We start from the raw sequence: 17,863 nt of genomic DNA, 5'->3' as shown, positions 1-17,863 counted from the left end.
CGCCGCCATGGCGTGCTGACCATGATGGACAACACCTGGGCCAGCCCCCTGGGCTTCCAGCCGCTGGCGCATGGCGTGGATTTCAGTGTCGAAGCGGCAACCAAGTTTTTCGGTGGCCACTCGGACGTGCTGATGGGCAGCATCAGCATGAACAATGCGGAACATTACGCCGTCCTGCGTGAAACCCAAAGCATCCTGGGCCAGCAGGTCAGCCCCGAGGACTGCTTCCTGGTCTTGCGCGGGCTGGAAACGCTGGAATTGCGTGTGCGGGCGCAAAGTGCCGCCACGCTGGATATCGCCCGGTGGCTGCAGGCGCAGCCCCAGGTGGCCCGCATGCTGTACCCGCCGCTGGAAGGCGACGCGGGCCATGCGCTTTGGAAACGCGACTTCAAGACCAATGGCTGCCTGTTCTCGATGGTACTGCAGCCCGCGCCCGAAGCCGCGTTCAGCGGTTTCTTCGACACGCTCCGGCATTTTTCCATCGGGGCCAGCTGGGGCGGCGTGCACAGCCTGGCGGCCTATTATCCGGCGCCCCTGCAGGCCGGCCGGGTGTTTCCCGCTACCGACCAGCCCATTGTGCGCCTGTCCATCGGCCTGGAAAGCCCGGACATCCTGAAAGCAGACCTGGGCGCCGCCCTGAAGGCCTACAGCGCGATGGCGCGCTGACGACCCGCTGGCGGCGGCCGCCAAGAGCCTGCCGCCTGCGTTCACGATTTACTACACCGCAAATCACAAGGGGAATGACCATGCATCGCCAAAGAATCGCTCATACCGTGCTGGCCCTGGGCTTGGCCGCGCTGGCATCCGGCGCCGCCCTGGCGCAGGACGCGCCGCCGGCTTCGCCCGTGGCCGCCAGCCCGTCGAACAGCCCCACCGTCGAACAGGTGCGGTCCCGCGGCTATGTGATCTGCGGATCGGGCCACGGCACTACTGGGTTCTCGGCCCCCGACAAGGCCGGCAACTGGAAAGGCCTGGACGTGGAAACCTGCCGCGCCATTGCCATCGCCGTGCTGGGCGACCCCGCCAAAGTGCGCTTTGTGCCGCTTACCGGCCAGCAGCGCCTGACCGCATTGCAGACGGGCCAGATCGACGTGCTGCCCCGCACGACATCCTGGACCCTGCGCCGCGACGCCAACGGCATCAACTTCACGTATCCCAACTACTACGAGTACGACGCCTTCATGGTGCGCAAGGACCTGGGCATTACCCGCACGCAGGACATGGCGGGCGCGACGATCTGCGTGCAGACGGGTTCCACCAACGAGGTCACCGTTGCCGACTTGTCGCGCAAATTCAAGCTCGACCTGAAAACCGTGTTGTTCGACAACACGGCCGCGTCGCGCCAGGCCTTCTTTACCGGCCGGTGCGACGGGCTGATTACCGATGCCTCCGCGCTGGCGGCGGTGCGGGCCACCCAGGCGCAGAACCCCGATGACTATGTCATTTTCCCGGCCAGCGGCCGCAGCGAGGCCTTGACTCCGGCCGTGCGCCACGGCGATGACCGCTGGTTCGACATTGTGAAGTTCGTGGTGCAGGCCCCCATCGCCGCGGAAGACATGGGCATTACCCAGGCCAATGTCGACGACATGCTCAAGTCTGGCGACCCGCGCATTGCCCGGTTCCTGGGAGTGGAGCCCGGCAATGGCAAGGCCCTGGGGCTGGACGAACGCTGGGCGTACAACATCGTCAAGCATCTGGGGAACTATGGGGAAATGTTCGAACGCAACGTGGGCAAGGATAGCCCCATGAAGCTCGAGCGCGGCATGAACCGGCTGTATCGCAACGGCGGCCTGATGTACCCGTTCGTATTCAACTGATGCGCCTGGCGAGGGTTGAATCATGTTCAAGCGACTCTGGTACGACGCGCGCCTGCGTTCCGTCCTGGCGCAACTGCTGATAGCCGGCGCGTTCTTCGGCGTGGTGGGCTGGCTGGCCTGGAACGCCCACCACAATCTGCAGCAGCGCGGCATTGCCACGGGCTTCGGATACCTGGCCGACGCGGCGCGCTTTCCCATATCGGAAAGCCTGCTGGCCTACCGCCCCACCGACAGCTATTTCCGGGCCTTCGTGGTGGGGCTGGTCAACACCTTGTACATTTCCGCGCTGGTCATCTTTGCCTCGACCATACTGGGCTTCGGCCTGGCGCTGGCCCGGCGCAACACGCACCCCCTGGTGTCGGGCATCGCCACCGTGTACCTGGAAATCGCGCGCAACACGCCGCTGGTGGTGCAGTTGCTGTTCTGGTATAGCCTGGTCACCATCAACCTGCCCTCGCCGCGCCAGGCACTGAACCCATTTCCTGGCGTGTTCCTGTCTATCCGCGGATTCTTCTTCCCCAGCGTGGAGGTGCAGGGCAGCCTGCTGCCGGCCCTTATTGCGCTGATCGCGGCGCTGGTACTGTGGCGCCTTGCCGGCATCCTGGCCCGCAACCGCCCCGGCGTTCCCTGGCGCGGCGCCGCGCTGCTGGCAGGCGTGGCGCTGGCTGCCTTTGCCCTGCGAGGCATTTCGCTGGAAACCAGCGCGCCGGCCCTGCGCGGCCTGAACTTCGTGGGCGGCACGGCCCTGACGCCCGAGTTCACCGCGCTGCTGATCGGGCTGACCTTGTACTCGGCCGCGTTCTCCGGCGAGATCATCCGCGGCGGCATCGAGGCCGTATCACTGGGCCAATGGGAAGCCGCGCAGTCCCTGGGACTGAAGCGCTGGACCACATTGCGGCAGGTCGTGGTTCCCCAGGCGCTGCGCGTCATTGTTCCCCCCATGACCAGCCAGTACCTTTCCATCATCAAGAACACCACGCTGGCGCTTGCGGTCGGGTACCCGGACCTGTCTTTCGTCATTACCACCATGATCAACCAGACCGGCCAGGCCATCGAGGGGCTGGCCATCCTGATGGGGGTATACCTGTGCATCAGCCTGAGCGTTTCGTTGTTCATGAATATCTATAACCGCCATCTGCTGCGGACCGAGCGCCGATGAACCCGTCCATGACCGCGCAGGCCTCGGTGAGCCTGCCTCCGCCCCCCGACCGCAACAGCCGCCTGTCTTACCGCCTGTTCGGCAATGTGCCCAGCTGCCTGGCCACCCTGCTGGCGCTGGCGCTGGCCGGCTTGGCGCTGGGCCGCTTCATCGACTGGTCGGTATTGCAGGCGGTCTGGCCGGGCGAGGCCGCCGACGTTTGCCGGCGCGCCGACGGTGCCTGCTGGGCCTTCCTGGCAGAGAAAATGCGGCAGATCCTGTTTGGCATCTATCCGCCCGACGAGCAATGGCGGCCGGCCGCGGTGTGCGGCATGATCCTGGCCCTGACGGTCTTCACCCTGGACCCGCGCCAATGGCGGCCGCGCCTGGTGGCGGTATGGCTGGTTGGCATGCTGGCATGCCTGGCGCTGATGCTGGGCGGGGTGGCGGGCCTGGCGCGCGTGCCCACCGCGTCCTGGGGCGGCCTGCCCGTCACGCTGCTGCTTGCCGTGTGCGCGCTGGGCCTGGGCCTGCCGCTGGGCGTGTTGCTGGCCCTGGCCCGGCGCGGCTCGCTGCCCATGGCCCGTTTCATCGCCATTTTCGTCATCGAGCTGATCCGCGGCCTGCCCTTGATCAGCCTGCTGTTCATGGCGTCGATCGTGCTGCCCATCATGCTGCCCGCCGGAGTCACCATCGACAGCCTGCTGCGCGCGGGCATCGCCCTGACGATTTTCTCGGCGGCCTATCTGGCCGAAGTGGTGCGCGGCGGACTGCAGGCCATTCCCGCCGGCCAGCTGGAAGCGTCGCGCGCGCTGGGGCTGGGCTGGTGGCAGATGACCCGGCTGGTGGTGCTGCCGCAGGCCATGCGCAAGGTGATCGCGCCGCTGACCAACACCGCCATCGTCATGATCAAGAACACCAGCCTGGTCCTTATCGTGGGCCTGTTCGACCTGCTGAGTTCCGGCCGCGCGGCGCTGACGGATCCCAGCTGGCCGACGCCATATGTCGAGACCTATTTATTCATAGCCTCGCTCTATTTCTGCATCTGCTTCGGCCTGTCGCGCTATTCGATGTGGCTGGAGCGGCGTTTCAAAAAAGGGGAATTGCGTTGAACACCAGCCAGCAGCCGCCGCAAGCCGCCATCAGCATTGCGGCCATGAACAAATGGTATGGCGACTTCCAGGTACTGCACGACATCGACCTGCAAGTCGCCGCGGGCGAACGCCTGGTCATCTGCGGGCCGTCGGGTTCGGGAAAATCGACCATGATCCGCTGCATCAACCGCCTGGAACGCCACCAGGCCGGCAGCATCGTGGTCAATGGCATCGAACTGGCGGACGACCTGCGCGCCATCGATGAAGTGCGGGCCGACGCCGGCATGGTGTTCCAGCACTTCAACCTGTTCCCGCACCTGACCGTGCTGGAGAATTGCATCCTGGCGCCCATGCACGTGAAACGCATGCCGCGCCGCGAAGCCGCCGAACTGGCCATGCGCTACCTGGAGCGCGTGCGCATCCCCGACCAGGCCGGCAAGTATCCCGCCCAGCTGTCGGGCGGACAGCAGCAGCGCGTGGCGATCGCGCGGTCGCTGTGCATGCAGCCGCGCATCATGCTGTTCGACGAACCCACCTCGGCCCTGGATCCGGAAATGGTGAAAGAAGTGCTGGACACCATGACCTCGCTGGCCGAGGACGGCATGACCATGCTGTGCGTGACCCATGAAATGGGTTTCGCGCGCAGCGTGGCGGACCGCGTCATATTCATGGATGCCGGCCGCATCCTGGAATCGGCGCCCCCCGGCCAGTTTTTCGAACAGCCGCGGCACGAACGCACCCGGGCATTCCTGCAGCGGATTCTGCATTGATGGGCATGCCGGCACTACCCGTTCAGCTTCCACAACGAATAGTTCAGGGCCGTGGCGAAGCCCACCCATGCCAGGTACGGCAGCATCAAATACCCGGCTGCCCGGTCGCGCCGCATGAAGCACACCGCGGTCAGCAGTATCGCGGCCAGCAGCACCATGATGTCGGCCAGCGCCAGGCCGGTGCGATGCAGGCCGAAGAACAGCCATGACCAGGCTCCGTTCAGGGCAAGCTGCACGCCCCACAGCACGATGGACACATCCAGGCCCACCCGGCGCCAGACGCGCCAGGCGGCCACCGCCATCATGGTGTACAGCGCCGTCCAGGCCGGCGCGAATACCCAGTCGGGCGGATTGAACGCCGGTTTTTCCAGCGCCGCGTACCAGTCGCCCGGCCTGAACTGGCCGCTCCAGAGCGCAACCGCGGCGGTCACGGCCAGGAAGAAAACCAGCGATCTGTATTTGTTCATGGTGCTGTGCCCCGGTGATACCATGGCCTTCATTTGGTGTAGCCGCGGCCACGACAGCGGCTACACCCTGGACCATGCAATGGGTAACATGCCTGAGTTTGAACGCGGCCTGATGTGGTTCCGGCGTGACCTGCGCGTCAAGGACAATGCCACGCTGTATGGCGCATTGCGCCAATGTACAACGCTGTACTGCGTTTTCGTGTTCGATACGGATATTTTGTCTGAATTGCCACGCGACGACAGGCGGGTGGCGTTCATCCACGACTGCATCGCGGAACTGGATGCCGAGCTGCGGGATGCAGGCGGAAAACTGCTGGTGTGCCATGGCGCGGCCGCCGACGTCATACCCGATATGGCCGGGCGGCTGCGTGCCGACGCGGTATTCGCGGGCAAAGACTACGAACCCCGGGCCATCGCGCGCGACTCGCGGGTGGCCGCCAGCCTGAGCAAGGCCGGGCGCGACCTGGTGCTGTACAAGGACCAGGTCATTTTCGAGTGCGACGAAATCCTGAATGGCGCGGGCGAACCGTATCGCGTATTCACGGCGTACAAGAATGCCTGGCTGAAGGCGCTGCCCGACACACCCATCGCGTCGATTCCCCGGATGCCGCCATCGGGCGGCCTGGCGCAGCCGCCCGCCGGCCTGCCCCGTTTGCCTTCCCTGGAAGACCTGGGGTTCTCCCGCCCCGCGCAGCCCATTCCGCTGGCTGCCGGTGCCAAGGGCGCGCAGGCGCTGTTCGCCGATTTCCGGCAGCGCATGGGCCACTACCATGAGCGGCGCGATTTCCCCGGTGTAAAAGGGCCCAGTTATCTGTCCGTTCATTTGCGCTTCGGCACCATTTCCATACGCAGCCTGGTCAGGACGGCATACCAGGCCATGCAGAAGGGCAACGCGGGAGCCGCGACATGGCTGAGCGAACTGGTCTGGCGGGATTTCTATTTCATGATCCTGTTCCAGTTTCCCCATGTCGAGCAGCGCGCGTTCCGGCCCGAGTACGATGCCATTCCGTGGGAAACCGGCCCCGAGGCCGACGCCTGGTTCGCGGCCTGGTGCCAGGGAAGTACCGGCTACCCCATTGTGGACGCCGCCATGCGCCAGTTGAACCAGACCGGCTACATGCACAACCGCCTGCGCATGATCACCGCCAGCTTCCTGGCCAAAGACCTGGGCATCGACTGGCGGCGGGGAGAACGCTACTTCGCCAGGCAATTGAACGACTATGACCTGGCCGCCAACAATGGGGGCTGGCAATGGGCGGCGTCCACCGGCTGCGATGCCCAGCCGTACTTCCGCATCTTCAACCCGGTGATGCAGTCCCGCAAGTTCGACTCCGCGGGGCATTTCATCCGCCGCTACGTTCCGGAAGTGGCCGCCCTGCCCGACAAGCACATCCACGCCCCCTGGCTGGCGCCTGACAACGTGCTGCAAGCGGCCGAAGTGGAACTCGGCTCCACGTATCCCCGGCCCGTCGTCGACCACGATTCGGCCCGCAAGGTGGCGCTGGCGCGCTACGGCATCCTGAAAGCCTGAGGTCTTCCCGGATTTTTTCGCGGTGGACTGCATCCAGCCTGGCGGCTGGCGTGTAGTACCTGTACAGGCACGCTGTTTTCGCGGCGGCCTCGACCAAGGAGATCCATCATGAAGTCCTTCCCGCTTTCCGCTTCCGCGCTACTCGGCGCCGCCATGCTGACGGCATGCAGCTCCATGGCTTCCAAACCCTATTCCCAGGAGGGCATTCCGCCAAGCGTGCAGGTGCCTGCCGGGCACCGCGTGGCCTGGGAAACGGTGGGCACCGGCGACATCACGTACGAATGCAAGCCCAAGGCCAATATGGGCGGCCAGGCGGAATGGGTCTTCGCCGGGCCCAAGGCCGTGTTGAAAGACCGCCACGGCAAGCAGGTGGGCACCTACTACGGGCCGCCCGCAACGTGGGAAGCCATGGACGGATCCAAGCTTACTGGCAAGCAGTTGGCGGTTGCACCCGCCGGGGCGGGCAACCTTCCCTACCAACTGGTGCAGGCCAACCCCGTCATGGGTAGCGGGGCGCTGACAGGCACTACCTATATCCAGCGCGTGGCCCTCAAGGGAGGCGTGGCGCCGCAAACCGCCTGCACCGTGGGCCAGCGCACCACCGTGCCCTATCAGGCCGACTACATTTTCTGGAAAGCCATGTAGGTTCTTCCGGCGCCGTAGTGGCTCGCGGCGCTTCCCTGTATCATCCGGCAAACTGGCAGCGTGCCAGTTTGCCGAGAGGATCATGGCGAATCGTCCAGAGGTGGAATTCGACTACGAAGCTGTCCTGAACGCTTGCGCCGCGGGGCGGCATGAGGCATTGGAACACCTTTATCGCCACGAAAGCCCCCGCCTGCTGGGCGTGGCGCGCCGCATCGTGGGCGACGCGGCGCTGGCCGAAGATATCGTGCATGACGCCTTTGTCAGCATCTGGAAAGAAGCCGCGCGCTTCGACCCTGTCCGGGGTTCCGGGCGTGGCTGGATATACAGCATCACTCGGCACCTGGCGCTGAATTTCGTGCGCAACCACGCGCGCACTGCCACACTGGATGAAGCGGAAAGCGCCCGCCTGGACAGCGATGCCGCCCTTGCCTCGTGGCGGGACGCGCGCGCCGCGCCAGACTGGAGCGACTATGCCACCCGCATGCAGCCCTGCCTGGACACTCTGCCGCCTGAACGGCGGCGCTGCATCATGCATGCCTACCTGGACGGACTGACACATGCAGAGATCGCCGTCCGCCTGAGCACGCCGCTGGGCACGGTCAAGGCCTGGATTTCCCGCAGCCTGAAAGCGCTGAAAGAATGCCTGTCATGAGCACCGACGACGAACTCGACCAACTGGCCGCCGAGTACGTGCTGGGCACCCTGGATGCCTCGCAACGGCAGGCGGTGCAGCAGCGGCTGAAACACGACCAGGCCCTTGCGCGCGCCGTGGACGAATGGGAAGAACGCCTGTTGCCGCTGGCCTCGCTGGCCCGGCCGAAAACCCCGTCGGCCGGGCTGTGGCGCCGCATTGCCGCCAGCACCCGCCCGGCGGCCCCGCAAGGCCACGGCTGGTGGCACAGCCTGGCATTCTGGCGTGGCCTGTCGGCTGCCGGGTTTGCGGCCGCGGCATTGATGGCGGCCCTGGTCTTTGTGCGGCCAACAGCTCAGGCTCCGCAGTACTTGGTGGTGCTGGTGGCACCGCAGTCGCAGGCACCAGGCTGGCTGGTGCAAGCGCAGGCCCGTACGATCGAACTTTTGCCCTTGGCGCCCACTCAAGTACCGGCCGGCCGCACGCTGCAGTTCTGGACCAAGGCGGATGACTGGCAGGCACCTGTGTCGTTGGGCCTGGTAGAACCAGGACAGGCGTTGCGCGTGCCGCTGGACCAATTGCCGCCCCTGGAACCCAACCAGTTGTTCGAACTGACACTGGAACCCGAAGGCGGTTCACCGGTCGGCCGCCCGACAGGCCCCATCCAGTTCATCGGCCGCACAGTAAAGCTGATGTAGCCCCGGACCCCCATGCCCGACTCCCAACATTTCCAAGGTCTGATCCAGGAATAGCTGCGTCGGGTGCCGCAATCGGCGGCGGTCAGGGAATGATCACGATAGCCCCGGCGGCGGTGCGCCCTTCGGCCATTGCATGGGCCTGGGCGACGTCCGCCAGGCCGAAGCGGGCACTGATGGCGGGCTTCACAATACCCTCGGCCATGGCCGCGAATACCTCGGCAGCGTTTTCCCTGAAAATCTGTTCGTCGGCATTATGGGGAAACACGGACGGCCTGGTCAGGAACAGGCAGCCTTTCTTGTTCAGCAATTCCGGATCGATGGCCGGCGCCGCCCCCGAAGCCGCGCCGTACAGCACGACCATTCCGAAGTTGGCGGCGCAGTCCAGCGAGCCCAGGAACGTATGCTGCCCCACCGAGTCGTAGACCACGTTCGCTTTGCGGTTCCCGGTGGCGGCGATAATCTGCCCGACCCAGTCGGGCTCGCTGTAGTTGACGGCATGATCGCAGCCTGCCTGCCGCGCGATGCGGCATTTTTCCGGCGAACCGGCGGTGCCTATCACCGTGGCGCCCAGGGCCTTCGCCCAACTGCTCAGGATCTGCCCGACGCCGCCCGCGGCGGCATGAACCAGCACCACATCTCCCGGCTGCACCCGGTGGGTTTTGCGAAGCAGGTATTGGGCCGTCATCGCCTTGAAGAATCCGGCGGCCGCTGACACGTCGTCGATGCCTTCCGGAATCTTGACCAGCCTGCCGGCCGGGACATTGCGGCGGTCCGCGTACGCGCCGATGCCGGCATTCATGTAAACCACCCGGTCACCCACTGAAAAGCCGCCGGCATCGCGTCCCACGGCCTCGACCACGCCCGCGGCCTCATGGCCCAGGCCGGTGGGCAGCGGCAGCGGGTATTTCCCGGAACGCTGGTAGATGTCGATATAGTTGAACCCGATTGCGGTTTGGCGCAGTTGCACTTCGCCCTTGTCCGGCGCGGGCAATGGCTGCTGCCGCAACTGCATGACCTCGGCACCGCCAAAACCGTCCAATTGGATGGCGCGCGCGCTTGTGATGGCGTCTTTCATGCTCTGTCCTTTTTTGAAGACGGGCCCCTGGCCCATCACGCAACGAGTTCCCGTGCGAAATCCAGAAAGGCCCGCACCTTGGCGGGCACCAGGTTTGCATTGTGCCGATAGGCATAAAGCGGAAAGGTCTCTTCCGCCCAATCCGGCAGGACCAGTGCCAATTTGCCGCTATCGATTGCAGGCCTGGCATACAACTCAAGTAGCTGCGCGATGCCAACGCCGCCCAGGCAGGCCCCGAGCAACGACCCGGTGTCATTCAGCATCAGCCGCCCCGTGGCGGCGAAGGGCACTACCTTCGCGCCACGGTGGAACTCCCATTCAAACGGACTGCCCGTGGCGGGATTGCGCAACAGCAGGCAGACATGGCCCTTGGCAAGGTCCTGGGGGCGCTTCGGCAGGCCATGGCGGCCAAGGTATTCGGCCGAAGCGCAGGTAAGCACCCGCGTTTCCAGCAACAAAGTCGCCCGGTAGGAAGAAGGTTCGGGCAACCCGAACCGGACGGCCACGTCGAAGCCATCAGCCACCAGGTCGCCCATGCGGTCGCGCACGCTGATATCGACGGAAAGATCCGGATAGCGGTTCAGGAATTCGCCCACACGCGGCGCCAGCACATGATGGCCGAACGCCCCGTCCACATTGATGCGCAACCGGCCGCTGACACGCGCCGAAGCCTGGCTGGCATCGGCCACGACGTCTTCGATGCCGGCCAGCAGGGGCGCCATCGCTTCGTAGAAGCGCCGGCCCTCGTCGGTAAGTGAAATCGACCGTGCCGTGCGATTGAAGATGCGGATGCCGATGCGCGCCTCAAGCCGGGCGATGGCCCGGCTGACGGCCGGCTGCGTCAGCCCCAGGCTTTCGCCCGCGCGCGCGAAACTGCCGGCCTCGACCACGGCCGACACGACGCCTAACCCGTTGAGCAGCCTGCATGCATTCGCCATGAGGCTGATTATTTGTCATTTTTAGTGTTACCACAATTCATTTTTTTAATGGATCGGCGCGCCTTACATTGACGCCATGCGCCGGACGAACTGGCGCCCGGAACCTCAAGGAGCAACGCATGCACACCGACAAAGTCGCAATCGTTACCGGATCCTCGCGCGGCATAGGCGCGGAAACGGCCCTGCACCTGGCCCGCGACGGCTTCAAGGTGGTGGTGAACTACGCCGGCAACGCGGATGCCGCCCGGCAGGTCGTCGAGCGCATCCAGGCCGGCAAAGGCACCGCCATCGCCGTGCAGGCCGACGTGGCCGACCCCGCCGCGGTGGCCGCCTTGTTCGATGCCGCCCAGGACGCGTTTGGCGGCGTGGACGTCGTGGTGAACAGCGCCGGCGTGCTGAAACTGGCCAATATCGCCGACTTCGACGACCAGACATTCGACCAGACCATAGGCATCAACCTGAAAGGCGCGTTCAATGTCAGCCGCGAGGCCGCCAGGCGCGTGCGCAACGGCGGGCGCATCATCAACTTCTCGTCCAGCGTCATCGGCATGCGGCTGCCCACCTATGGGGTATACATCGCCACCAAGGCCGCGGTGGAAGGCCTGACACAAGTACTGGCGCAGGAACTGCGCGGCCGCGAGATCAGCGTGAACAGCGTGGCGCCCGGCCCGGTTGCCACGGAACTGTTCCTGGAAGGCAAAAGCCCCGAACTGGTCGAGCGCATGGCCAAGATGAACCCGCTGGAACGCCTGGGCCAGCCGGAAGATATTGCCCGCGTGGTGGCCTTCCTGGCCGGGCCGCAGGGCGCGTGGATCAACGGCCAGACCCTGCGGGCCAACGGCGGCATCGTCTAGGCCGGATCGGCGGGCGCCGGGCCCTGCGGGGCCATGTACAGCGTGCGGGTCGGGAAGGCGAATTCGGCGCCGATATCCGCGAACTTCTCGATCATGGCGATATTGATGGACTGCTGGATATCCATGTACACGTTGTAGCCGGGATCCAGCACGATATACACCACCTCGAAATCCAGCGAACTGTCGCCGAAGTTCATGAAGTGGCAGCGGTCGAAGCGGGTCTGGGCCTGCGACTGGATGATGTCCTGCACGATGGCGGGAACCTGGCGCAACTGGGCCGGCGTGCAATCGTAGGTAAGCCCGAACTTGAAGACAATGCGGCGTTCCTGCAGGCGTTTGAAGTTCTGGATAGTGTCGCCCAGCAGCTTGGTGTTGGACATGACGATCTGCTCGCCGCCCAGGCTGCGGATGCGGGTGGTTTTCAGGCCGACATGTTCCACCGTGCCCGCCTGTGAATTCACCACGATGAAGTCGCCCACTTCGAACGGCTTGTCCACCGCAATGGACAGGGACGCGAACAGGTCGCCCAGGATGTTCTGCACCGCCAGGGCCAGCGCGATGCCGCCCACCCCCAGGCTGGCGACGAAGGCGGTGATGTTGACCCCCATGTTCGACAGCATGGCCAGCAGCACAATGGTCCATAGCAAGACCTTGGCGCCCCACACCGACAGCGAGGCCAGGGCGCCGACCTGCGTGCCCTGGGCCGTGGCATGGGTTCTGAAGCAATGCAGCAAGCCCAGCCCCACCGCGCGATGCGCCCACAGCGCTACCTGCAGTACCGCCACGACGAACCACAACGAACTGACGCGATCCGCCCAGCGCGCGGGCAGGTCCAGCACGCCGGCGCCGACCAGGATGGACGCCAGGGCCAGCAAGGTATTGCTGGTGGCAGCCGCGGCGATGCTGATGACCTCGGTGAATTGCGTGGCCGCCCGGGTGCCGCTTTGCAGCCTTCGGACCAGCAGGCTGACGGCCAGCCTGGCCGCCACGAATACCACTAGGGCCAGGACCGCGGCCAGCAGCCAGTTGGCCGCGGGAATACCCAGGAACTCGAGGCCGGAGAAAAAATCGCTGATCGCGTCCATTATCAGAACCCCCCGGGGAAAATCGGCGGGCTCAGGCGCCCGGACCTTTATCCTGCCTCAGCCGCCGATTGGCGCAGGCGAGCCGGCCTGCCTCCGCCTCGAAGGGGTGCAGCCGATGTAAACCCCGGCCGCAGCAAGAATCGGGCCTTAGGCAATAAGGGACGGCCCAGCGTATTCCGCGTGCGGCGTCCCTTGCTGGGTGTTAAATAACGGTTCGCGGCGAACTGGCCTGTCAGCCCTCGAGCTTGGGCAACTTGTACTCGCCCTTCACCACCGACGGGCCCGGCATGTAAATGCGCATGCAAGTCCAGAACGGAGCCGTTGGAATGATGAGTTCGTTGGCATGTTTTCCCTTGCCATACTCGCTTTCTGGCACGAAATAAATGTCGAAAGTCTTGCCGTCCGGATTCAGCTTGATCTCGCTATTGCTGATGGTGGAACCTTGGTCGGTTTTCAGGTATTGATCATCGCCGTAGACCGTTACCGAATAGAACCCCAGCTTGGGGTCGGCCATTGCCGGCACGGCAAAGGTCGCCTTGTAGGTCTTGCCCATCTGCACTTCGTGCATGGCGGTCAGATAGACGGCATCCTTGTCAGGCAGCAGGCCCGTGGCAATGGCTACCCCGCGATTGCGCGCCTCCAGGGACACAGGCTCGTCCACCGTGCCCATGGTGCCCGTGACGCCCTGCTTCTGCGCCTGGGCGACATAGCCCTTGCGAACCTGCTCGAACTCTTCCATGTTCCAGTTGGTGACCCTGAACGGCTTCGGTTCATACCCATTCAGGAACTCGATATTCAACTGGTCCTGGTATCCGTTCACCTTCTTGACATCTGCCGGGTCTGCCGCATTGACCTGCATGCGGACGTTGGCGTAGAAAAAATCGGTGGTTTTAGAGGCCGGAATCACGTAGCGGCCAGGGCCATAGAACACCTGATAAGTAATGTGATCGTGTTCCATTACGTGCAGCGACATATAGCGCCCATCATTCTCGGGCAGGGTGATAGCAACATCCCCGCCGCCGTCCAGGATGGCGAATGAATAGACGGTATCCCTGTTCATCAGCGGCGCTGGCTGCTCGTCAAGCGGCATGGGCCGGCGATGGTGATTCCAGGTATTGTCCGCGCCCTGGGCAAATTCTTTCTGCATGGCCAGGTCGGTCATGGCCTGCGCGAAATTCTGCTTGGTGACACTGACCGTTTCCTGGGCTGTGGCGGTGCCGGTGGCCAGGCAAAAAATCAAAACCATCCCGGCAAAGGGGACCTTGGGCATCATCGTCAATCTCCTATCGGTTCACTCGACACGCTGAATATCGCCCGGCTTCCAGCTGCCATCCAGCGCCGGCTGCGAAGGGGCATAAAGGCGCAGAATGGCAAAGAAACCGCGATCGGGAACAGTGGCCAGCCAGTTCTTCTCTTCGCCCTTGGGGGCTTTCGGGCCGATATACAAGGTGGTACTGCCGTCGGCGTTCTGCTTCGGATGATTCAGCTTGCCCAGCGAGGGAAACGGCTGGCCGTTGGCCAGGCCCGAGGCGTTCTCGGCTTCATACAGGGTGACCGACCAGAACAGCTCCGCCGGAATATTGGCCGGCAAAGTCACCTTGTAGTTGTTCGCGCCTACCAAGGGTTCGCCAGCCTGGTCGTCGAAGGCGATCATGTAATACGCGCCCTTGCCGGGCGTCATCGACACCATGCCCGGGCTGATCGAGTAGTAATCGGTGAAGAACCATGCCCGGCCGTCGATGTCCCGGTAACCGCCCTCACGCGACGCAAAACCCAGATCCACCAACGATTCGGGCCAACGCGCGACCATATTGTTGATGGGGTTCACCCATTGCCTGTCCTTGTATACGCGCAGGTCGACGCCGCCGGATTTTCCCTGCAGGCCGATGACACGGCTGGTCTTGTAGGCCGTCTGCGCCGCGCTGGAAAGAATTTTCCTGGTGTGCGCGTCCGGCTCGAACGGTTTTCCCTTGACGATACCCAGGCCGGCCAGCATTCCCAGCCAGTCGGGGCCGGCAAGATTGCTGCCTTCGGTGTCCACCAAATACTTCAGTTGCTGGAATGCCTGGGCGTCGGTGCGCGGCAGCATGTTGTGAGACTTGCCCGAAGCATCGAAAAACTCCATTTTCTTGGCAGTGTCTTTCTTGCCCAGGGGATACAGTACCGACTGCTTCAGCACGTCCACCGCGGGCTGGATATTGTCCAGGCTCTGGTAGAACGAACGCAGGAAGATGAAGACGTTGTTGGTGCCCGATCGATATACGTAATAGCCCTCGGGCACATCGCCCTGGTATCCGGGCGGCAGTATCAGGAACTTGCCACCGGCGCCGCCGTCGGGGCCGGGCAACCCAAGGTCGCCGAAGAACTTGCCGCCATCCACCGGAATTGGCCGCTGCCAGAAATCCAGCAGAATGCCTTGCAACTTGGGCGGCGCCTCGAACACCAGGGGACCGGTATCCGCCAGGTTAACGAACACCATGCCGTAGATCAGGTCGGAATTCGGCGTGGTGATCAGGGTTTTGGCATCCAGGCGTTTTTCCCAGATGGCCATGGTGTTGTAGGTGGGGCGGTAGGAATCCGCGAAGCCATCGCGCATGCCCATGGTATTGAGCAGCGGCATGGCCCATAGATAGGTTTGCGTCGCGCGCTGGAACAGCAGTTCATCCATCAGCGTGCTGGCAGTCTCGGCCGTGGGCCGGTTTTCCTTGAATGGGGCACCGGCCAGGGCCTCGAAACGGCTGGTGTCAGCCTGGACGGGGGCAACCAGGGCAGCGCCTATGACGAGCGGAACCGCGCACGCTGCAGCCATGTTCAGCTTTCCACGAAAAACCATCACTTTCTCCTTGATGAACCATCTGGCAATCGGGTGCCGTGAGGACAGGGCCCGTCAATTGGGAAACTGCATGTTCAACCCAAAGAAAATCTGCCATTTCGGCTGGCCCGGCCCTCTGTCCGCAACCGAGAACTGCGGTTCGACAAACATGTTGTAGACCGTGTTGCTGCGCTTGACGACCTGGCCTATACCGATGCCCACCGGCACGCTATAGGCATCGTTCTCGAAGTTGTAGGCCCAGATCGGCGCGGCGCGCAGATAGGTACCGCCGCCAAGCTGGTAAAACGCGAAGGGCTGGAGCGCCCCCAGGTTCACGTCCGCACGCCGGCCGCTGCCCGCGAAGCTGGTTTGCCAGGTCAGCAGATAGCCGTACTGGAACTTCGGCGACGTCGCGTCGAACAGCACGTTGACCAATCCGGCCGACCACTTCTCGCTACCCAATTCGTTCTTGCTGGCCGTGGGGGCCGTAATCTGGGGGCCCACGCCAAAACTTATTGCAGGATTGCCCACATCGATCAGGTACGCCGCGAAGGCGTTCAAATCCCCGATCCCTGTCTTGGTGGACCCCGATGCGCCGACCGGGAAGGTGTTTACCGGCAGCGAAGTGCGCAGTATCCAGTTGCTGCTGCCCACCGAGAATGGCTTGGCGTAGCGCATCCAGAATTGGTTGGCCTGCTTGTCTGACCCTGTCAGATTGCCGATGTAGTAATTCTGCAGGTTGAATGCGGTCATGCTGGCCAAGGGGTTATTGGCCTGCGCGGCATCATTCGCGGCGGCGGTGCCGGAAATTCCGGCCAGAAGAACAACAAGCGCGTAGCAACTCTTGTACATAAACTGACCTCGCAACTGGCAAGAAACGACAGCCTGGTGGCAGCGCCCCGGTGAATGCCGGGGAAGTTCAATCCACCTGAAACCTGGTTTTATCTTTGCCACGTATCCAGTTTGGCGGGCGTCCGTATCCACACCAGGTATTTCCCGTCATAGGATCCCGGTAGCGGACCAACCGGGACAGTTCAGACCACGCGCCCTGCCTCGCCGTTCTTGGCTCAGGATCACTGCCCATCTTCCTGGCGGTTGATTCCGGCGCACAGGGCCGAGCCTTCGAAGGACGATTGTGCGGCATTGGTTACCTGTTGGAACGGGATGCGTGCAAAAAAAGTAATGCTAATCTGCACTGGCTGCTATCCGAAAAGCGAAATCCCGGAACACTCGCGATGTCACTCCCAGCTTACATGCGGCATGTCTACTCGGGCTTCGAACCATCTCAGGCCTTCGATATTGTGTATGGCGGCACCTTCGAGCATCGGCTGCTTTCTTCCCGCAGATCGTCCATGGAGCATCAGCGCCTGACGCTTGGTGACATCCGGCTTGAAACTGGTTGTTATGACTTCCCCGTAGTGGCACAAGGCAGCATGCCGGCGGATGCCATTTGCATCGGATTCATGGCGGCAGGCAGTGACATCACGCGCTACAACACGGCCTCGATCGGCCCGGAAGAAATCCAGATCTATCCGCCGGGCGTGGAATTGCTTTATCACGCGGCAGACTCATCCCGCTGGGTGAATTTCACCGTGTCCGAAGAGCGGCTGCGGCAGGCAGCCCTGGCGCAAAGGCAGCGCCCATTGAGCATTGCCAGACGAGCCGCATACTCGGTACGTTTATGCAACGGTGGCCGCGCCGCGCTTACCTACCTGGCCGACGACGCCATGGCCTTGGCGCGGCGCCTTCAACCCACCGGCGGGATGGCACCCGACCTGGCGGCGACGATAGGCCAGTCGCTGCTGGCCGGCTATGTGGACGCCCTGCTGGACGCCGCGCCTGCACGCAGAACTGAACGAACCGCGGCCGAACAACGCCACCACCTGCTGATCACGGCCTGCGAGCGGCTGGTGCTTTCCGGCGCCGACGCCGACATCACGCTTTCCGCCATTGCGCGGCGCAGCGGCTACAGCCTGCGGTCACTGGAGCTGATTTTCCGCCAAAGCGTGGGCATGACGCCGGGACGCTGGTTCATGACGGCGCGCTTGAATGGCGCACTACGCGATTTACTGACATGCTGTCCAGCCGGCTCTGTGTCCGATATTGCCGGTAAATGGGGGTTTCGGCACTTGTCCCGGTTCTCGCAATACTATCGACAGGCATTCGGAGAATCGCCCAGCGATACCTTGAAACGATCCCGCGGCAGCGTCTGACAAACGCACCAAGCAACTGCGCGACTTCATCGGGCAGCCGCCAGCACCGCCGCCAGGCCCTCCTGCAGATCCTTGACGAAGTACCCGGGCACCTC

19 protein-coding genes are annotated in these 17,863 nt (G+C 63.7%); 11 read left to right on the top strand and 8 right to left on the bottom strand.

From position 1 onward, the window contains the following. The 5 genes from LPZ50_RS10060 to LPZ50_RS10040 form a co-directional block, all read left to right on the top strand. A partial coding sequence (locus tag LPZ50_RS10060) for a trans-sulfuration enzyme family protein (protein WP_230660813.1) occupies window positions 1–666 on the top strand: 666 nt, incomplete at its 5' end. Window positions 667–746: 80 nt separating this feature from the next. Next, window positions 747–1,817 carry an amino acid ABC transporter substrate-binding protein gene (locus LPZ50_RS10055; protein ID WP_230660810.1) on the top strand — a complete coding sequence of 357 codons (1,071 nt, stop codon included), beginning with the start codon at window positions 747–749 and terminating at the stop codon, window positions 1,815–1,817. Window positions 1,818–1,839: 22 nt separating this feature from the next. Continuing rightward, window positions 1,840–2,976, top strand: a complete 1,137-nt coding sequence (locus tag LPZ50_RS10050; protein ID WP_230660806.1) for an amino acid ABC transporter permease — start codon at window positions 1,840–1,842, stop codon at window positions 2,974–2,976. Further along, complete coding sequence (locus LPZ50_RS10045; RefSeq protein ID WP_230660803.1) at window positions 2,973–4,067, top strand: amino acid ABC transporter permease; 1,095 nt, start codon at window positions 2,973–2,975, stop codon at window positions 4,065–4,067. Before LPZ50_RS10050 ends, LPZ50_RS10045 begins: the two co-directional genes overlap by 4 nt. Before the next feature lie 44 nt (window positions 4,068–4,111). Beyond that, on the top strand, window positions 4,112–4,819 hold the full coding sequence (locus LPZ50_RS10040) for an amino acid ABC transporter ATP-binding protein (protein WP_230660816.1): 708 nt from the start codon (window positions 4,112–4,114) through the stop codon (window positions 4,817–4,819). A gap of 14 nt (window positions 4,820–4,833) precedes the next feature. Here LPZ50_RS10040 and LPZ50_RS10035 read toward each other — a convergent pair whose 3' ends face one another. Then, a complete protein-coding gene (locus LPZ50_RS10035; RefSeq protein ID WP_230660800.1) occupies window positions 4,834–5,286 on the bottom strand; it encodes a TspO/MBR family protein in 453 nt (150 codons plus the stop codon). An 88-nt stretch (window positions 5,287–5,374) separates the two neighbouring features. Between LPZ50_RS10035 and LPZ50_RS10030 the strand changes: the two genes are divergently transcribed. The 4 genes from LPZ50_RS10030 (at window position 5,375) to LPZ50_RS10015 (ending at window position 8,791) form a co-directional block, all read left to right on the top strand. Beyond that, entirely contained in the window at window positions 5,375–6,817 is a 1,443-nt protein-coding gene (locus LPZ50_RS10030; RefSeq protein WP_230660797.1) for a cryptochrome/photolyase family protein, read from the top strand. A 108-nt stretch (window positions 6,818–6,925) separates the two neighbouring features. Further along, window positions 6,926–7,462, top strand: a complete 537-nt coding sequence (locus LPZ50_RS10025; protein WP_230660794.1) for a DUF3455 domain-containing protein — start codon at window positions 6,926–6,928, stop codon at window positions 7,460–7,462. Window positions 7,463–7,544: 82 nt separating this feature from the next. Continuing rightward, window positions 7,545–8,114, top strand: coding sequence for a sigma-70 family RNA polymerase sigma factor (locus tag LPZ50_RS10020; RefSeq protein WP_230660791.1), 570 nt, complete (start codon window positions 7,545–7,547; stop codon window positions 8,112–8,114). Beyond that, window positions 8,102–8,791 carry an anti-sigma factor gene (locus LPZ50_RS10015; protein WP_419195586.1) on the top strand — a complete coding sequence of 230 codons (690 nt, stop codon included), beginning with the start codon at window positions 8,102–8,104 and terminating at the stop codon, window positions 8,789–8,791. The genes LPZ50_RS10020 and LPZ50_RS10015 overlap by 13 nt, the downstream gene beginning before the upstream one ends. An 82-nt stretch (window positions 8,792–8,873) precedes the next feature. Here the strand turns inward: LPZ50_RS10015 and LPZ50_RS10010 are convergent, their stop codons facing one another. Next, window positions 8,874–9,866 (bottom strand): quinone oxidoreductase family protein, encoded by a 993-nt coding sequence (locus LPZ50_RS10010; protein WP_230660785.1) that lies wholly within the window; start codon window positions 9,864–9,866, stop codon window positions 8,874–8,876. A 35-nt stretch (window positions 9,867–9,901) separates the two neighbouring features. Further along, on the bottom strand, window positions 9,902–10,804 hold the full coding sequence (locus tag LPZ50_RS10005) for a LysR family transcriptional regulator (protein WP_230660782.1): 903 nt from the start codon (window positions 10,802–10,804) through the stop codon (window positions 9,902–9,904). Between the two features lie 119 nt (window positions 10,805–10,923). On the opposite strand from LPZ50_RS10005, the gene LPZ50_RS10000 reads away from it, so the two are divergent. After that, window positions 10,924–11,658 carry an SDR family oxidoreductase gene (locus LPZ50_RS10000; RefSeq protein WP_230660779.1) on the top strand — a complete coding sequence of 245 codons (735 nt, stop codon included), beginning with the start codon at window positions 10,924–10,926 and terminating at the stop codon, window positions 11,656–11,658. Here the strand turns inward: LPZ50_RS10000 and LPZ50_RS09995 are convergent. From LPZ50_RS09995 to LPZ50_RS09975, 5 genes are all read right to left on the bottom strand, one after another. After that, window positions 11,655–12,743, bottom strand: coding sequence for a mechanosensitive ion channel family protein (locus tag LPZ50_RS09995; RefSeq protein ID WP_230660776.1), 1,089 nt, complete (start codon window positions 12,741–12,743; stop codon window positions 11,655–11,657). The two genes, LPZ50_RS10000 and LPZ50_RS09995, sit on opposite strands and share 4 nt — an antisense overlap. 232 nt (window positions 12,744–12,975) lie before the next feature. Beyond that, on the bottom strand, window positions 12,976–14,016 hold the full coding sequence (locus LPZ50_RS09990) for a DUF1214 domain-containing protein (RefSeq protein WP_230660773.1): 1,041 nt from the start codon (window positions 14,014–14,016) through the stop codon (window positions 12,976–12,978). An 18-nt stretch (window positions 14,017–14,034) separates the two neighbouring features. Then, window positions 14,035–15,552, bottom strand: a complete 1,518-nt coding sequence (locus tag LPZ50_RS09985; RefSeq protein WP_230660770.1) for a DUF1254 domain-containing protein — start codon at window positions 15,550–15,552, stop codon at window positions 14,035–14,037. Between the two features lie 78 nt (window positions 15,553–15,630). Next, complete coding sequence (locus LPZ50_RS09980) at window positions 15,631–16,539, bottom strand: hypothetical protein (RefSeq protein WP_230660767.1); 909 nt, start codon at window positions 16,537–16,539, stop codon at window positions 15,631–15,633. Then, entirely contained in the window at window positions 16,475–16,639 is a 165-nt protein-coding gene (locus LPZ50_RS09975) for an H-NS family nucleoid-associated regulatory protein (protein ID WP_230660764.1), read from the bottom strand. The genes LPZ50_RS09980 and LPZ50_RS09975 overlap by 65 nt, the downstream gene beginning before the upstream one ends. Before the next feature lie 70 nt (window positions 16,640–16,709). Here LPZ50_RS09975 and LPZ50_RS09970 point away from each other — a divergent pair, with 70 nt between their 5' ends. Beyond that, a complete protein-coding gene (locus LPZ50_RS09970) occupies window positions 16,710–17,768 on the top strand; it encodes a helix-turn-helix domain-containing protein (RefSeq protein WP_230660761.1) in 1,059 nt (352 codons plus the stop codon). The last annotated feature ends 95 nt before the right edge of the window (window positions 17,769–17,863 follow it).

Origin of the sequence: Bordetella petrii, assembly GCF_020991325.1 — a bacterium.
In the GTDB taxonomy this organism is placed as follows: domain Bacteria; phylum Pseudomonadota; class Gammaproteobacteria; order Burkholderiales; family Burkholderiaceae_B; genus Bordetella_A; species Bordetella_A petrii_E.
The sequence above is the reverse complement of the archived record's forward strand: the minus strand, read 5'-3'. Positions and strand labels throughout refer to the sequence as shown.

Excerpts from the sequence above, each read along its gene's own strand:
- LPZ50_RS10055 (WP_230660810.1), top strand. The coding sequence starts at position 747 with ATGCATCGCCAAAGAATCGCTCATACCGTGCTGGCCCTGGGCTTGGCC.
- LPZ50_RS10050 (WP_230660806.1), top strand. The coding sequence starts at position 1,840 with ATGTTCAAGCGACTCTGGTACGACGCGCGCCTGCGTTCCGTCCTGGCG.
- LPZ50_RS10045 (WP_230660803.1), top strand. The coding sequence starts at position 2,973 with ATGAACCCGTCCATGACCGCGCAGGCCTCGGTGAGCCTGCCTCCGCCC.
- LPZ50_RS10040 (WP_230660816.1), top strand. The coding sequence starts at position 4,112 with ATGAACAAATGGTATGGCGACTTCCAGGTACTGCACGACATCGACCTG.
- LPZ50_RS10035 (WP_230660800.1), bottom strand. The coding sequence starts at position 5,286 with ATGAACAAATACAGATCGCTGGTTTTCTTCCTGGCCGTGACCGCCGCG.
- LPZ50_RS10030 (WP_230660797.1), top strand. The coding sequence starts at position 5,375 with ATGCCTGAGTTTGAACGCGGCCTGATGTGGTTCCGGCGTGACCTGCGC.
- LPZ50_RS10025 (WP_230660794.1), top strand. The coding sequence starts at position 6,926 with ATGAAGTCCTTCCCGCTTTCCGCTTCCGCGCTACTCGGCGCCGCCATG.
- LPZ50_RS10020 (WP_230660791.1), top strand. The coding sequence starts at position 7,545 with ATGGCGAATCGTCCAGAGGTGGAATTCGACTACGAAGCTGTCCTGAAC.
- LPZ50_RS10015 (WP_419195586.1), top strand. The coding sequence starts at position 8,102 with ATGCCTGTCATGAGCACCGACGACGAACTCGACCAACTGGCCGCCGAG.
- LPZ50_RS10010 (WP_230660785.1), bottom strand. The coding sequence starts at position 9,866 with ATGAAAGACGCCATCACAAGCGCGCGCGCCATCCAATTGGACGGTTTT.
- LPZ50_RS10005 (WP_230660782.1), bottom strand. The coding sequence starts at position 10,804 with ATGGCGAATGCATGCAGGCTGCTCAACGGGTTAGGCGTCGTGTCGGCC.
- LPZ50_RS10000 (WP_230660779.1), top strand. The coding sequence starts at position 10,924 with ATGCACACCGACAAAGTCGCAATCGTTACCGGATCCTCGCGCGGCATA.
- LPZ50_RS09995 (WP_230660776.1), bottom strand. The coding sequence starts at position 12,743 with ATGGACGCGATCAGCGATTTTTTCTCCGGCCTCGAGTTCCTGGGTATT.
- LPZ50_RS09990 (WP_230660773.1), bottom strand. The coding sequence starts at position 14,016 with ATGATGCCCAAGGTCCCCTTTGCCGGGATGGTTTTGATTTTTTGCCTG.
- LPZ50_RS09985 (WP_230660770.1), bottom strand. The coding sequence starts at position 15,552 with ATGGCTGCAGCGTGCGCGGTTCCGCTCGTCATAGGCGCTGCCCTGGTT.
- LPZ50_RS09975 (WP_230660764.1), bottom strand. The coding sequence starts at position 16,639 with ATGGGCAGTGATCCTGAGCCAAGAACGGCGAGGCAGGGCGCGTGGTCT.